Below are 13,494 nucleotides of genomic sequence, written 5' to 3'. Positions count from 1 at the left end.
TTAATGACTGGGTATTCACCGATAATTCAGATTACAGGACGTAATATTTGTAATACAAAAGGCAAATTATTCTTTGGAGGGCATCATGCGATCTGGGTTACAACGTGAAGAGATTGAGTTCATTATGGGGCTATTTAGCTATAATGAAGCAACCGATAAACCAGCGGCTCCAAAAAAGCAGCCTGTAAAAGCTGACACAAAAAAAGTTGATACAGCGCAATATAAAGCAAACTACAAAGCAACTTATTTGACCTGAGTAAGGCGAGATCATTACAATGGCGCACCTTTGGAATATAACGCCTTGTAATGAAAAAACACTCACCTAAAAAAGAACTGATTTTACTGCCCGTTTTATTCGTGGCTATTTTACTTTGTGTTGCAGGTCACTTCCTACTCCAGCCTAACTATCAAGACAGCCATACCGTTGAGTATTTACTTGCTGCACTGCCATTTGCCTTATTTGGATTGGTGATCATCGCCTTTAAAGTTGCCAGTAAAAACGATAACCAAGAATAGCTTATACCAATTGGCTTAATTAAGTGGTCTATTTTGAGGCAAGAAAACCTTGTTGATAGCAAGGCAAACATTTCGTTATTTAGTTGTGCTCGGCAATTGCTCCTGCATTGCTCTACCTTCTGCATCCATGCAGTCGTAAATCAGAAATTTTTAACGCAGGTAGCGACAGGTTTAATCCCTCAAAATGATTAAGTATTATTGCGGATTGGTATTACAGAACGTGATAGCCAAACCAATCGGGCTTCATTGCTTGAGCTTGCCCGCTTGGCGTTAATTTTATTGATAAGTTGCTATCTAATAAATCAATAGCAAAACAATCGTCTACATCGTGTAAGTCATCTTTATGAAGATGAGTCATTCCCGCCAATAAAGACTCTTTAGCGCGTTGCTTTGCTTCTTCACTGCTACGGGCAACGTACAATGCAAAATCATGTTGCTCCGCAAGACTATCAGCTCGATAGGCACCTAAATTTACAAAATACAGTTTTTCGGCTTGGTGATGCGCAGTATCAACCACTTCGACCTGATAGCCATCGATGTGCTGAATTTGCATGTAACTATCCATGTGCACATTGCTTTTATCACCCACCCACTGTGCTTTTAATTTTGAATAGGTTTGCTCAATGTTATCACCTACGACAAATCGAACGTCGTGCATTTCAATGTGACAACCTTGAATACGACCACCCAGATAGACTAAAAAAAGCGCCATGTTTTTCCTTATATTAAGCTTTCAACATTAATGTTGTGCTTTTTAATTAATTTATAAAAATCTGAGCGATTACGTTTCGCAAGCTTTGCGGCTTCGGCAACATTACCCGCTGACATTTTCAGCGTATTAATTAAATAGTCTCGCTCAAATTCTTTTTTTGCATCATTTAACGAAAGTGGCTCAGCAATACTAACATTACTGTTTAATGCACTCTCAACTAACTGAGCAGCAATCACTTTACCAGGTGTAAGGGCTACTACCTGCTCTATCACATTTTGTAATTGACGGATATTACCCGGCCAGTCATAGCGAATCAGAGCATGCATCGCATCATTGGCAAACTGCTTTTGCTCTTGCCCCATACGTTTAGCAATTAGACCTGCAAAATGCTGTGCTAGCAAACTAATATCTTCTCGGCGTTCACAAAGCGGAGGCAATTTTAAGTTCACCACATTTAATCGGTAATATAAATCTTCACGGAACTGCTGATTATTGATTGCCTCAGGGAGGTTCTTATGAGTCGCCGACACCACCCGCACATCAATTGGGATCTCTTCTTGAAAGCCCACAGGGCGAATGGTTTTCTCTTGTAAAACCCTCAGTAGTTTTACCTGTAAATTTAGCGGCATATCACCAATTTCGTCTAGAAAAAGGGTACCACCTTGTGCTTGTTGAAACAAACCTTGATGGTCTTTGACTGCGCCAGTAAACGCGCCTTTTTTATGCCCAAACAATTCAGATTCTAAAAGCTCCCCCGGCACAGCGCCGCAGTTAATTGCCACAAATGGCCCGTCACTAACATGGCTGTGTTGATGTATCGCTTGTGCAAGCAGCTCTTTACCTGTGCCGCTGGCACCTGAGATCAACACATTCACTTGCGTTGGACCAAGCAATTTAACTTGCTCAAGTAGATGCAACATCGCGCCGCTACGGGTGACAATATTTGTTTGTGTGGGTGTTTCATCACCATGTACACCATGGATCTCGATAGCTTTAGCAAGGCTGTCGAACAGCTCATCTTTATCAACCGGTTTGGTAATAAATGCAAATATACCTTGCTTCGTCGCTTCCACTGCATCAGGTATCGAACCATGTGCTGTCATCATAATCACCGGCATTGAAGGATAACGACTTTGTAACTGGCGATGTAGAGCCATGCCGTCCATTTCATCCATTCTTAAGTCAGTGATCACCGCATCATAGGTTTGGTTTTTTAACGTTTGTAATGCCTCAATGCCACTTTCAACTGTGCTTACCAAATAGCCTTTTGACTCAATTCTAATCGCTAGTAACTTTAATAAACTCGCATCGTCATCTACTAATAAAACCCGTGGTTTTGTTACTTCATTCATGGTTACTGCTCCTTGGTCTCATCACGTAGCAGAAGTTGTTGTTCGATAGTCGCAAGCGACGATAAGGTTTTTTCCATTTCATCACTTAGCGCTTGCTTAGCTTGTTTTGCCGCTAAATTCTGTTGTAAATATTGCTTTTGTAACCAAAGATACTGCTTAATATCATCTGGCCAATAAAAAGCATGGTCACTTTGTTCAAGCCGATTAAGGGCTTTTTCTGGCTCAGAAGCCCCGAGTAAACAAATCGACTCAAACAGACGCTTTAGCTCATTTTCACCAACATAATTTGCTTTATCAGAGCTTGCTTTAAAGCCACCACACTTAGCAGCATGCCAAGCAATGACTGTACTTGTAGGCGGGTATAACGGCTCACTTTTCGGCCGAGGCTTTGGATTAGGTTGCCCTTGAGGTTTCACACCTGTTGTCGGCTCTACTTGCTCTGGCTCAACATGCTTTTGCGTGATCGTGCACCCTGTTATAAAAAGTGTGCCTATAACAAGCATAAAACTGGCTTTATTCGCTAAGCCCATATCAGTTAACTCCTTGGGTTAATTGAATTGGTAAAATGGCTGTAAATACACACCCTTGTGGCTCATTATCTGTAATAGAGAGCTTACCGTTTAATTGTTCAACGGTTTCTTTAACTATGGTTAAACCAAGCCCGCTGCCCATTTCAGTATGTTGTTTTGCATTCTTACCTTGGTAAAAAGCCCCAAACACAGCGGCTTTTTCAGTATCTTCTATCCCTACTCCTAAGTCGCTGACACTCAAAATTAACTGCCCCTGTTTTAAGCTTGCTTTTATTGTCACTGACTCGTGTTCCGGCGAAAACTTCAGCGCATTTGAGGTAAGCTGAATAAGCACCATTTCAAGTAGCTCAATTGAGATAAACAAGGCTTTATTTGGTAACTCGTTAACCCAAGTAATGGATAAATCACGCGCTGATAATCGGTGCTCAAAATGACGCTCAATTTTATTCATCATCAAGTTAAAGTTAAGCTCGCTTAGGCTTTGCTTACTCGTTCGAATCGCGTTGTAACTCAATAAGCTTTCAATCATGGCTCTGAGTCGCACCATACTTTGTGTTATTAACTCAAGGACAGCTTGTTGCTCGCTATTGATTGGGCCAACAATTTCATCTGCAAGTAAATCTGTGCCTTCAACCATCGAAGCAAGGGGCGTTTTTAGTTCATGTGTCACATGGCGTAAAAACGTATCTTTTTGCTGCTCAAGCATATGTAACTGCGCTTGAACCCACTCAAGTTTATTACCTAATTCAACTAACTCTGACGAGCCTCGAACTTGAATTTTTTGCTGCCAATGGCCTTGTCCAAGTTTATCAATTACATTTGTGAGTTCTCTGAGCCGTCCGCTGATCCGCCAAAGAAACCCTCCCCCGACCAATAAAGTGAGTGGAATTAACGCAACCAACCAATTAATAAATGAAGCTTGAAGTGCTTTTAATTGCTGCTGATTTTTTGTGATGCGTAATTCATTTTGCTCTTTGAGCCAATTTGTTTGCTCACTGATAAGCTTACTAGCGGGTGCAAACAGCTCACCATCTTGCTTTTGTTCTATTAATAAATATTGATGCGCAAATTGTAATACCTCAGCCAATTGCCGCCACTGCGAGACATAATCAGCGGTTGGGCTTAAGAAAATGAGCTCATCGACACTTTGCAGTGACGATTGCCACTTGTTGGCAATCAAGCTATCGAGGGATTCACTTTTGAGCACCCAGTTTTGTCGAGTTGCTCGTTCAAGGCTATTTAAGTCTTGTTTGAGGTTGTTAAATGCTTTGGTAATTTCGTAATTGTCACCGACGATTTCTTGAGTCACCGCAAGCTGCTTATTAAGCGCATTTAAAAATAAAATCACCACCAAAGATAACGGTAGTAAAGACAGCAAAATGCTACAGACGAACTGGCCAATAAGACTAGGTCGCCAATTGAGTAACTGTTTTATTTTTATCGCTACTGTATTTTGCATATTCACTCTCAACATAATTGCAGATGCAGATTATTAGTGAACAAACTTAGACACTCGCTGAATCCGACCTTAAAAAGTGCTGATTTTTACCCAAAAACCGATACAAAGTTGCTATTTGGCAACATGCTAACTAATTGAAATAATAAGAATAAACTTTTAACACCTGAAAATCGTTGCAAAAAAGACACAATACCCTGTAACTATTTCGCATTCAAAACCACATAAAATTAATAACTAATTGATAATTAAGAACTTTTAAAATTGGCACTGATTTTGATTAGTACTAAGCAAATTAGTTATTTAGGACACAAAATGAAAGTAACGGCCTTGGCAGCCACCCTGCTTATAAGTCTCATCTCGTTAAGTAGTTATGCACTTGATTTGCAAACAACGTTTAACGAACTCGATAAAGACAGTAATGGTTTTTTGAGTGAAGCAGAAGCATCTGAAGATGCATTATTACATGGCAACTTTACGCAAATTGATAGTAACCAAGATGGCCAAATTTCATTTTCTGAGTTTCAGTCGTTTATTCAATAGGAGATTGTAATGAAACAACTATTAGCTGCATTCTCGCTAATGTTTTTAGTTATCAGCGCCACCGTTTTAGCATCACAAATGGATGTTCGATTTGCTAAATTTGATACAAACGCCGACGGCGAGATTTCATTAACTGAAGCAACCAAACACGATAACCTACTTAAGCAATTTGCCGATCTGGATGAAAACGGCGATCAGGTTCTGTCTGAACAAGAGTTTGAAAAATTTAAACCTTAACGGCTTAAAGTGCTTGCCATAATCCCAGAGGGAATGTGTAAACGGATTTAAATTTTGGGAGTTAAATTATGGCAAGCGCTTTTATTTATAAAGGAGAGTAATTATGAGAATTTTCTGGCTTGCTTCATGTACCTTAATTACTATAAGCTTCAATAGCTTAGCATTGGATGTAAAACAAAGATTTGATCACCTTGATAAAGATAAAAATGGTTTTTTATCTGTGCAGGAACTGTCTTCTCAACCGCACTTGCAAAAACGCATAGCACAGTGGGATACAGATAAAGATCAACAAATCTCGCTCCTTGAATTTAAACACTATTTAACAAACAAGAGTTAAAATAATGTCAAAATTAACCTTTGCCAGCCTAATTTTATGTGGTGTATTTAGCACAATAAGTTTTGCTGCAGATAGTATTGGTGAAAAATTTAAACAACTTGATCGTAATGACGATGGTTACCTGACTCGTTCAGAGTCAGCGAGAGACCCTGCTCTGTGGTCACGTTTCAAAAACTACGACAGCGATAAAGATAATAAATTATCGCTTAGTGAATTTAAGGTCTACGCAAGCAAATAAAGCGTTACAATTAACTATTTACTTGCTGCTGAGTTGCAGTTTACTGCAACTCTGATACTGTTTTCATAAATCAATAAAAACTATTAGAAGATTATGAAACTCATCATCAGCTTACTAGCAACAGCTTCACTTAGCTGCTTTGCCAACACCACTGTTATTTATAATATAAATGGCTACACGCCTACCTACAAAGGCGAAACCCAACACTTTTCTGCACTGGTTTTTAAAGACGGTAAAGTCGTAAAAACAGGCAATGACTCAATTAAAAATAGCTTCCCTGACGCCACCGCAATTGATGGCAAGCAAGCCACGTTGTTACCTGGCTTAGTCGATGCTCATGGCCATGTAATTGGTTTAGGTAATAACCTTTCACAACTTGATGTCAGAAATACGAACTCGGCAGATGAGGTTGGCAAAATGCTGGCTGAGTTTGCCAAAGATAAACAAGGTTGGATCATTGGTCGCGGTTGGAATCAAGAGCAGTGGCCAGGCGGTGAGTTTCCAACTGCAGCTGATTTAGACAAATATGTAAAAGACAAACCTGTGGTGCTTTCTCGCGTTGATGGCCATGCTGTGTGGGTTAATTCAAAAGCCATGGAACTTGCAAGTATTTCCAAACAAACTCCCTCTCCTGCCGGCGGTGAAATTTTAAAGTTAGATTCTGGCTTACCTTCAGGGGTATTCATTGATAAAGCCGAAACGCTTGTTACCCAACATGTACCAAAAGCAAGCCATGCCAGCATTAATACGGCATTAGATAATGCAGGTAAACATCTACTAAGTTTGGGTATTACATCAACCCATGATGCCGGTATCGATTACGACACGTGGCAAGTGTACAAGCAGCGCTCTGAGCAAAATACCCTTCCCGTAAGAATCGTTGCCATGCTAAGTGCTGCCGATCCTCAACTAGAAACCATGCTCAAAGCGGGCAAATATAAAGACATGAATGACATGCTGTCGATTCGAAGTGTCAAAGTGTATGCGGATGGTGCTTTAGGAAGCCGAGGCGCAGCCCTTATCGAGGAATACGCTGATCGTAAAAATCACCATGGCTTAATGCTTGAAACCCAAGAAAAACTTGAGCAACTATTCAACTTAAGCTTTGCCCATGGCTTTAGTGCGAACACCCACGCCATTGGTGATAAAGCCAATCATGTTGTGCTAGATGCCTATGAAAATGTGTTTAAAAAAACCGGTGGGATTTTACTGCGTAACCGAATTGAACATGCACAAATTGTTACTCCTGAAGATATCCCTCGTTTTAAAACGTTAAAAATTATTCCATCAATGCAGCCTGTTCATGCAACCTCTGATATGCATATGGCAGAGCAGCGCCTAACTGAAAAACAACTTGAAGGGGCGTATGCTTGGAAAACCTTTTTAGCGCAAGGCTCTGTAATTGCAGCAGGTTCTGACTTTCCTGTAGAACTTGCTGATCCGTTTGATGGCTTATATTCAGCCATTACACGAATGGATCATAATCAACTTCCTGAAGGTGGCTGGCGACCACAAGAGCTGCTATCGCGTGATGAAGCTTTGCGTGCGTTTACTTTAGGTGGTGCTTATGCTGCACATCAAGAGTTTAAGGTAGGTAGTTTAGAACAAGGAAAGTGGGCTGACTTTATTTTGATTGATAAAGACTATTACAAAGCCCCAGTTTCTGAGATCCACGATATAAACGTGACGCAAACTTGGATTGCGGGCGAGCTAAAATATAAAAAAGAGGAATAATGCTACTTAGCGTCAGCTTTTTGCTGACGCTTTAATTTAACGATGTGGTAAATATTTACAAACGCCAGTAAGCCATTGGTAAAGGCTACCGGAACGGCACCAATTGCCAGCCCGTAGAAGGTAAATGCAATACATCCTGCTAGGTTGAGCCAGCGTAGTTTTACTACATCGCTCATTGTCAAAGAAGCAACCAACAGTGCTGACGCTAAATAGCCTAAATATTCCCAACTCAATTGTTCTCTCCTAGGCTTTAGGTTAGCATTGGAGCTTGTCATTTTTTTTGACGCACTCTGTGCTAGTTTGACAATAAAATAAAAAAGCTAACTTACTAAAAACCTTGTAAAGCTTAAGAATAATCTTGGCTTTAAAATCATTACACGGGAAATGAAGGTATCAGTAACGTGAAACACCTTACTAGCAAGTTAGCGTAAATTCTTAGAATCTTAATGCTAACGTCATTAAGATGTAATAAATAGGACAATTGTCCGAAGAGCGGCGTTAATGTTTCAATATCATTTTTCAAGCTATCTTGTTGACCAATTACTGACATTTGCTGGCAGTAGTTTTCAACAAGCTAAAAAAGAAGTGCTGATCCACCAAGATCAACCTTTGTCAAAACTCGTATTAGTGAGAAGCGGCACAGTGTCGTTCAGCTATGACGTGGGTAATGGCCGACGCCTTCTTTTGGGCCAGCTTGATTGTAACAACACACTGATTGGTGAGATTGAAGCACTGAATAACTACCCGTGTATTTACACAGTTACGTGCTTTAGCGATGTAAGTTATAACCTAATTGAGCTTAAACACTGGCGCGCACTACTATTAGAAAAGCCAGAGTTAAGCTTGTACACGGCGCAAACAATTGCTGCTAAGTTCCAAGAAAACCAAAAAATAAACTTAGATAAGCTGCTATTACCACTAAGCTACAACATAGCTAAAGATTGCTTATTAAGAGCAGAAAACAGCAACCCAACACTACTGCGTGCCTACCCTACCGTAAATGCTGAAGCTGAGCGCTTTGCTACCACAGAAAGAGCTTATAGACGAGTAGTTACAGAACTAGTTGAAAAAGGCTTAGTGCAGCGAAGCAATCAAGGTTTACAAGTGGTAGATATCGACAAGCTTAGTGACTACGTAGAAAGTTTTGCGCAGTTATAAATGTGTTACAAATTTTTCTTAAATGCTTTAAAATAATATTACCAAACTGAAAAGCAAAGTCAGCACAAGTTCAGTTGGATAATCTATAAATATTCATAGAGTTAAGCTTCTTAACAGTAAGACTCTATATTACAATTTAGCAAAGCGGTTTGTTATCAGCTGTTGCACTTGAAAGATAAGACAGAACTTTCTTATTTTATTAATGAAAGTATATATAATGTTCACTTGACGTATATATAATGTACGCTTATCCTTCAATAACAGATAACCATGTGTGGCGTTTTTTCGGTGCACAAACCGGTACTATTTGCTCTAATAAAAGTCTGATTACTTTACGAGAAAGGAAAGAAAGGTAACGATTATGGGAAACAATGAATTTAAACTAACCAAGCTAGCGCTAGCGTTAGGTGTCACTTTAAGCTTAAGTGGTTGTTTGAGTGATGACGACAAAAACGACACAGTGCCTGAGCCACCAGTTCCAACACAAGATGTAGCAGTTCCACCTACGGCAGCTGAGACTCAAGCAGGTGCTATCTCCGTTAGCTTAATTGATGCTACAGGCGAATTGCTTGATGAATCAGTGACGGCAACCATCACATTTACATCTTCTGAAGATGGCTTACTAAGTGTTGCTGGTGATGCACTTTCTGATGAAGACAAGTCAACTACAGATGGAGCTTTCAGCTTTACTCTTGAGTCGATCCCTGCTGACGGCGTAACTTACGATTATGTTGTTTCTGCTGAAGGATACTTAAATAATTCTGGCTCATTCACAGTAACAACTACTGAAAACGTAGCAGCTGATGAAATCCGACTAACGCCACGTAATTTAGCTGATTCTGATGTTCCTATTGTTGCAGAAACTAAATCATTAGAATCTTTAGTACCTGAAGGTGAAAATACAACTGTAGCCTATGATCCAACAACCGGCTTAAGTGTTTCTGGTGATAAAGACGAAATTGAACTTCCTCAATCTGTAAACAAAGCTGGCGTTGCTGTTGGTGGTACTACTGTTAAAATTAAAAACGGTACTCAGTTTTTAACTGCTGACGGTACAGCTTTAGAAACAGTGCCTGAAATCACTGTGGCTTACTTTGCTAACGAAGCAACACGTAATGAAACTGAAGCTGATAGCGCTACAGTTGAAAATTCATCTCTTGATGCATTTCCTGGTGGTTTAGCCCTTTCTGTTGCAAACCCTGATGGCTCAGATTCAAATGTTTCTGGTTCATTTACATCAGGTGGTTTCGTTGCAATCGAGCTTACTGATGATGCTGGTAATAAAGTAAAAACATTCGGTGAAGGAAACTCTCTTACTGTTGCAATGCAGGTAGATCAGAATACTTCAAACCCATGTCCAGTTTCAGTTCCGGCTGGTACAACTGACCTTTCGGCATATGCAGAAGCTAATGGCTACAGCATGGGTGTTTGTACGTTAACTTCTCCAACAGCTCGTAAAATCGCTGTAGGTGATGTATTCCCAGTTTGGAGTTATGATGAAGACGCTGGTAAGTGGTCTTTTGAAAGCTATGGTGAAGTTACAGACAATGATAGTGCAGACACGTTTGACGTTTCTGTAGACGTTAATCACTTATCTTATTGGAACTTAGATTACTTCAACAATAATCAATGTTCTAGCGTATCATTCGATATTGTTGACAGTAACGACCAACCAAATGCAGGCCGATATAGTCTAGTAATTGAGAATAACGGTTTCCGCCGTAATGTTCGTAATTTAAGAGCTAATAGAGGCGATTATTCACAAGCTAATATAGCTAATCCTCCTGGCTTCCCTGTTACATTGAAAATACGTCAAAAGGGTGCAAACGTTTTAGCCGGTTTAGCAAGTGATGCGGGTACTACTGCTACGAAATTGAGCGTTAGTAATATTTGTGATTTAGATGGCGAAACTTTAAAGCTAACTACTTCAAACCCTGGCATTATTTCTAAGCAAGTTACTACTCAGTTAGTTTGTAGTAACACTGAAGACTTTGATGTTAACGCTGATCCAGTTCCTACACCTACATATTCTCGTCTATTCTCAGGTAATGCACTTGTAAATACTTACTATGGAGAAGGTGCTACATTTAATGTTGCTTTAGAGGAAGGTTCAAGCTATTCAATTAGATATTATGACTATGGTAATAGACAATGGCTTTCTCAAGATTTAGAGGTAAACACAACACCTGTAACTCTTGATATACCTACAGTTTGTGAAGTTGTTGAGCAACCAATCACAGGTGGTACTGGTGGTACTGGTGGTACTGGTGGTTCTGGTAACGGTGGCTAGTCCACGACGCTAATAAAGCTTTTAAAACCGCGCTTATGCGCGGTTTTTTATTGCCTTTAAAAAATATACATAAACACCAATCTTTTCTTTTTTGATAAGCATCAATGCATTTGTGCAGCTTAAACTACCCTATTATCAATAGGGAGTTTTACGCTCTTAATTTAAGACAATAAAAAAGGCTCACTAAGAGCCTTTTATGAAAAATTTGGACAAGGTTACTTTTCAAGTAAAATGTCGTGGATGTTCGCTAAATCAGATTTACCTTCGATAATTTCGTCTGGCGTTAGGCCTGAAAGTTCATGAGGGAACACTAACCACTCTTCAGACTCATGAATGAAGTAATCTGGCACCATGTCTACCTTTGAGTTCTTCGGCTTGTAATATGGGCATGCAACGCGAATATCACGTGGTAGGTTTAAACGCATTAACTCCGAAAGCTTTTCTTTTAATGCAAAAATACTGCGGCCAGAATCGAACACGTCATCAACGATTAGTAATGAATTGTCTGCATTGGCATTTTCAATGATGTAATGCAAACCGTGAACTTTGATCTCTTTAGATTGCTGGTTAATACCGTAATACGAAGAAGTACGCACTGCGATATGGTCAGTTTCTATACCTTTGTAATCGTAATATTCTTGAACTGCGATACCAATTGGAGCACCACCACGCCAAATACCAATGATGAAATCAGGACGGAAACCATCTTCATAAACTTGTGCCGCAACACGAAATGAATCTTCAAGAAGCTGCTGCGCAGTGATATAGCACTTATCTGACATAAATAGAGACCCCAGTGTGAATTGATCATTCAAGTGTAGCTAATTTAATAAAAACTAACCACAGGATGAGAAAATGTGGGGCGTGATTTTATACTAATTTACTCAAAAAAGCTTGTATCAGTTTGTAAAATTACCCTTTAGATTAAAAAAGCCCCTTAACTTAGATAAAGTTAAGGGGCTTTTAATTAACTAGAAAAAGGTAATTGCTTATGCTTTTTCTAGTAATGTTCTTGCAACGGTACGCATACCTTGTGTTGTTGCGCCTGCAGCCCACTCGCTTGTGCTACCCATGTTAAATGCAGCAGCAAGGTCAATGTGAACCCAACCTTTACCTTCATTTGGCACAAAGCGTGATAAGAAACCAGCCGCATTAGAAGCACCACCGTAGCCACCACCTTTTTGTGGACGACTGTTTGCCGTATCAGCATATGGCGACGGGCAATTTTGTTGGTGCCACTTTTCAAGTGGTAGTGGCCAAGCAGCTTCCATTTCTTGCTCTGCAAAGTCTTGTACGTCACGTACAAGCTCTTTATCAAGACCGAACAATGCATTGTACTCTTGACCAACAGCAACAAGCGCAGCGCCTGTTAGCGTTGCTGCATCAATGATTAATGGCGCGCCAGACTCACCTGCAGCCATTAAGCCATCAGCTAGCACTAAACGACCTTCAGCGTCGGTATTAACGATTTCAACTGTGGTGCCATTTTTATACGTTAAGATATCACCAAGTTTGTAGGCATGGCCTGAAATTAAGTTTTCAGCACAGCATAAGAACAACTTAATGCGTTTGTTGATACCACGGCTAATAGCAAGTGCTAAACCTGCAGTCACAGTTGCTGCGCCACCCATGTCGCATTTCATGCCTAACATGCCTTCACTTGCTTTGATTGAGTAACCACCTGAATCAAACGTAATGCCTTTACCAACTAAAGCGGCTGCAACAGGCGCGTTTTCATCACCAGTTGGGTTGTAATCTAATGCTAATAATACTGGTGGACGTTCACTACCACGGCCTACCGCATGGATACCAATCCATTGTTGCTCTAATAAAGCATCACCTTTAATAATTTGGTAGCTTACGTGCTCAGGTGCTAGTGACTGAATAAACTCAGCTGCTTTACCAGCTAGGCTCTCTGGGAAAATATCATCAGCTGTGCCATTGATCATTTGACGAGCCCACGTCGCAGCTTGCTTTAAAGAAGCCAATTCTTTGCCGTCTGTTTTTGCATTTTCAACAAACTCAATAGCATCTAAATTCTTTGGTGAAACAAAGCCTTGGTAGAAAGCCCATTGTGTTTCTGTACACCAAACATCGCCCACTAAGGCAATATTTTTTAAGCCTTGATTAGCTAACGTACGTGCTGCTTTTTGTACGTTTTTAAGTGTATCTTGCTCAGTTAAATGAACAGTTGCGCCTTGTTCAGTAAAAGAAAGAGCGGCTTTTTCGCCCCAATGTGCGGCAGCGCCCTGCTCGCTAAGTTGAACTAGAAATTTTTCTGACATGTTAGAATACTCTTTGCGCTAAAAATGTTACTCGAGTTTACTACAGCCAACGTCAGTTCCCAACAGCTTGCGATAAATAGCATTATGAGATGTGGTTCAATCCTCG

16 protein-coding genes are annotated in these 13,494 nt (G+C 40.1%); 9 read left to right on the top strand and 7 right to left on the bottom strand.

Annotated elements, in window-relative coordinates:
- Window positions 1-85 precede the first annotated feature (85 nt).
- Window positions 86-256 carry a hypothetical protein gene (locus tag PASHI_RS21980; RefSeq protein ID WP_156426462.1) on the top strand — a complete coding sequence of 57 codons (171 nt, stop codon included), beginning with the start codon at window positions 86-88 and terminating at the stop codon, window positions 254-256.
- 50 nt (window positions 257-306) lie between these two features.
- Window positions 307-516, top strand: a complete 210-nt coding sequence (locus PASHI_RS05660; protein ID WP_054551195.1) for a hypothetical protein — start codon at window positions 307-309, stop codon at window positions 514-516.
- Window positions 517-727: 211 nt separating this feature from the next.
- On the opposite strand, the gene PASHI_RS05655 is transcribed toward PASHI_RS05660, so the two are convergent.
- Genes PASHI_RS05655 through PASHI_RS05640 form a run of 4 tightly spaced genes read right to left on the bottom strand, consistent with a single transcriptional unit; the run spans window position 728 to window position 4,569 of the window.
- Complete coding sequence (locus PASHI_RS05655) at window positions 728-1,228, bottom strand: DUF1543 domain-containing protein (protein ID WP_058585737.1); 501 nt, start codon at window positions 1,226-1,228, stop codon at window positions 728-730.
- Window positions 1,229-1,236: 8 nt separating this feature from the next.
- Window positions 1,237-2,580, bottom strand: a complete 1,344-nt coding sequence (locus PASHI_RS05650; RefSeq protein ID WP_062564865.1) for a sigma 54-interacting transcriptional regulator — start codon at window positions 2,578-2,580, stop codon at window positions 1,237-1,239.
- Window positions 2,581-2,582: 2 nt separating this feature from the next.
- Window positions 2,583-3,110 carry a hypothetical protein gene (locus PASHI_RS05645; RefSeq protein WP_062564864.1) on the bottom strand — a complete coding sequence of 176 codons (528 nt, stop codon included), beginning with the start codon at window positions 3,108-3,110 and terminating at the stop codon, window positions 2,583-2,585.
- A gap of 1 nt (window position 3,111) precedes the next feature.
- Window positions 3,112-4,569, bottom strand: coding sequence for a HAMP domain-containing sensor histidine kinase (locus PASHI_RS05640; protein WP_062564863.1), 1,458 nt, complete (start codon window positions 4,567-4,569; stop codon window positions 3,112-3,114).
- 312 nt (window positions 4,570-4,881) lie between these two features.
- On the opposite strand from PASHI_RS05640, the gene PASHI_RS05635 reads away from it, so the two are divergent.
- The 5 genes from PASHI_RS05635 to PASHI_RS05615 all read left to right on the top strand — a co-directional run bounded on the left by PASHI_RS05635 (window position 4,882) and on the right by PASHI_RS05615 (window position 7,655).
- Complete coding sequence (locus PASHI_RS05635; RefSeq protein WP_062564862.1) at window positions 4,882-5,109, top strand: EF-hand domain-containing protein; 228 nt, start codon at window positions 4,882-4,884, stop codon at window positions 5,107-5,109.
- A gap of 9 nt (window positions 5,110-5,118) precedes the next feature.
- Window positions 5,119-5,346 (top strand): PLC family EF-hand domain-containing protein, encoded by a 228-nt coding sequence (locus PASHI_RS05630; protein WP_054551189.1) that lies wholly within the window; start codon window positions 5,119-5,121, stop codon window positions 5,344-5,346.
- A 103-nt stretch (window positions 5,347-5,449) separates the two neighbouring features.
- Window positions 5,450-5,683, top strand: coding sequence for an EF-hand domain-containing protein (locus PASHI_RS05625; RefSeq protein WP_054560866.1), 234 nt, complete (start codon window positions 5,450-5,452; stop codon window positions 5,681-5,683).
- 4 nt (window positions 5,684-5,687) lie between these two features.
- The gene (locus PASHI_RS05620) at window positions 5,688-5,921 is read left to right on the top strand and encodes an EF-hand domain-containing protein (protein WP_054560867.1); all 234 of its coding nucleotides are present in this window, start codon (window positions 5,688-5,690) and stop codon (window positions 5,919-5,921) included.
- A 93-nt stretch (window positions 5,922-6,014) separates the two neighbouring features.
- Window positions 6,015-7,655 carry an amidohydrolase gene (locus PASHI_RS05615; RefSeq protein WP_062564861.1) on the top strand — a complete coding sequence of 547 codons (1,641 nt, stop codon included), beginning with the start codon at window positions 6,015-6,017 and terminating at the stop codon, window positions 7,653-7,655.
- 2 nt (window positions 7,656-7,657) lie between these two features.
- Here the strand turns inward: PASHI_RS05615 and PASHI_RS05610 are convergent, their stop codons facing one another.
- Complete coding sequence (locus PASHI_RS05610) at window positions 7,658-7,888, bottom strand: YgjV family protein (RefSeq protein WP_062564860.1); 231 nt, start codon at window positions 7,886-7,888, stop codon at window positions 7,658-7,660.
- A gap of 268 nt (window positions 7,889-8,156) precedes the next feature.
- Between PASHI_RS05610 and PASHI_RS05605 the strand changes: the two genes are divergently transcribed.
- Together PASHI_RS05605 and PASHI_RS05600 are read left to right on the top strand one after the other, a co-directional pair.
- Window positions 8,157-8,813, top strand: a complete 657-nt coding sequence (locus tag PASHI_RS05605; protein ID WP_054560870.1) for a Crp/Fnr family transcriptional regulator — start codon at window positions 8,157-8,159, stop codon at window positions 8,811-8,813.
- A 361-nt stretch (window positions 8,814-9,174) separates the two neighbouring features.
- The gene (locus PASHI_RS05600; protein ID WP_062564859.1) at window positions 9,175-11,103 is read left to right on the top strand and encodes a hypothetical protein; all 1,929 of its coding nucleotides are present in this window, start codon (window positions 9,175-9,177) and stop codon (window positions 11,101-11,103) included.
- A gap of 215 nt (window positions 11,104-11,318) precedes the next feature.
- On the opposite strand, the gene PASHI_RS05595 is transcribed toward PASHI_RS05600, so the two are convergent.
- Together PASHI_RS05595 and pepB are read right to left on the bottom strand one after the other, a co-directional pair.
- Complete coding sequence (locus PASHI_RS05595) at window positions 11,319-11,885, bottom strand: phosphoribosyltransferase (RefSeq protein ID WP_054560872.1); 567 nt, start codon at window positions 11,883-11,885, stop codon at window positions 11,319-11,321.
- A 207-nt stretch (window positions 11,886-12,092) separates the two neighbouring features.
- A complete protein-coding gene (pepB, locus tag PASHI_RS05590; protein ID WP_054560873.1) occupies window positions 12,093-13,388 on the bottom strand; it encodes an aminopeptidase PepB in 1,296 nt (431 codons plus the stop codon).
- Window positions 13,389-13,494 lie beyond the last annotated feature (106 nt).

The organism is Pseudoalteromonas shioyasakiensis, from assembly GCF_001550135.1.
Taxonomy (GTDB): domain Bacteria; phylum Pseudomonadota; class Gammaproteobacteria; order Enterobacterales; family Alteromonadaceae; genus Pseudoalteromonas; species Pseudoalteromonas shioyasakiensis.
This window is presented reverse-complemented; position numbering and strand designations above follow the sequence as displayed.

Bases quoted from the DNA above. Each gene is read 5' to 3' on its own strand.
- PASHI_RS05630 (WP_054551189.1), top strand. From the start codon at position 5,119: ATGAAACAACTATTAGCTGCATTCTCGCTAATGTTTTTAGTTATCAGC.
- PASHI_RS05595 (WP_054560872.1), bottom strand. From the start codon at position 11,885: ATGTCAGATAAGTGCTATATCACTGCGCAGCAGCTTCTTGAAGATTCA.
- PASHI_RS05600 (WP_062564859.1), top strand. From the start codon at position 9,175: ATGGGAAACAATGAATTTAAACTAACCAAGCTAGCGCTAGCGTTAGGT.
- PASHI_RS05655 (WP_058585737.1), bottom strand. From the start codon at position 1,228: ATGGCGCTTTTTTTAGTCTATCTGGGTGGTCGTATTCAAGGTTGTCAC.
- PASHI_RS21980 (WP_156426462.1), top strand. From the start codon at position 86: ATGCGATCTGGGTTACAACGTGAAGAGATTGAGTTCATTATGGGGCTA.
- PASHI_RS05620 (WP_054560867.1), top strand. From the start codon at position 5,688: ATGTCAAAATTAACCTTTGCCAGCCTAATTTTATGTGGTGTATTTAGC.
- pepB (WP_054560873.1), bottom strand. From the start codon at position 13,388: ATGTCAGAAAAATTTCTAGTTCAACTTAGCGAGCAGGGCGCTGCCGCA.
- PASHI_RS05660 (WP_054551195.1), top strand. From the start codon at position 307: ATGAAAAAACACTCACCTAAAAAAGAACTGATTTTACTGCCCGTTTTA.
- PASHI_RS05625 (WP_054560866.1), top strand. From the start codon at position 5,450: ATGAGAATTTTCTGGCTTGCTTCATGTACCTTAATTACTATAAGCTTC.
- PASHI_RS05635 (WP_062564862.1), top strand. From the start codon at position 4,882: ATGAAAGTAACGGCCTTGGCAGCCACCCTGCTTATAAGTCTCATCTCG.
- PASHI_RS05605 (WP_054560870.1), top strand. From the start codon at position 8,157: ATGTTTCAATATCATTTTTCAAGCTATCTTGTTGACCAATTACTGACA.
- PASHI_RS05645 (WP_062564864.1), bottom strand. From the start codon at position 3,110: ATGGGCTTAGCGAATAAAGCCAGTTTTATGCTTGTTATAGGCACACTT.
- PASHI_RS05640 (WP_062564863.1), bottom strand. From the start codon at position 4,569: ATGCAAAATACAGTAGCGATAAAAATAAAACAGTTACTCAATTGGCGA.
- PASHI_RS05615 (WP_062564861.1), top strand. From the start codon at position 6,015: ATGAAACTCATCATCAGCTTACTAGCAACAGCTTCACTTAGCTGCTTT.
- PASHI_RS05650 (WP_062564865.1), bottom strand. From the start codon at position 2,580: ATGAATGAAGTAACAAAACCACGGGTTTTATTAGTAGATGACGATGCG.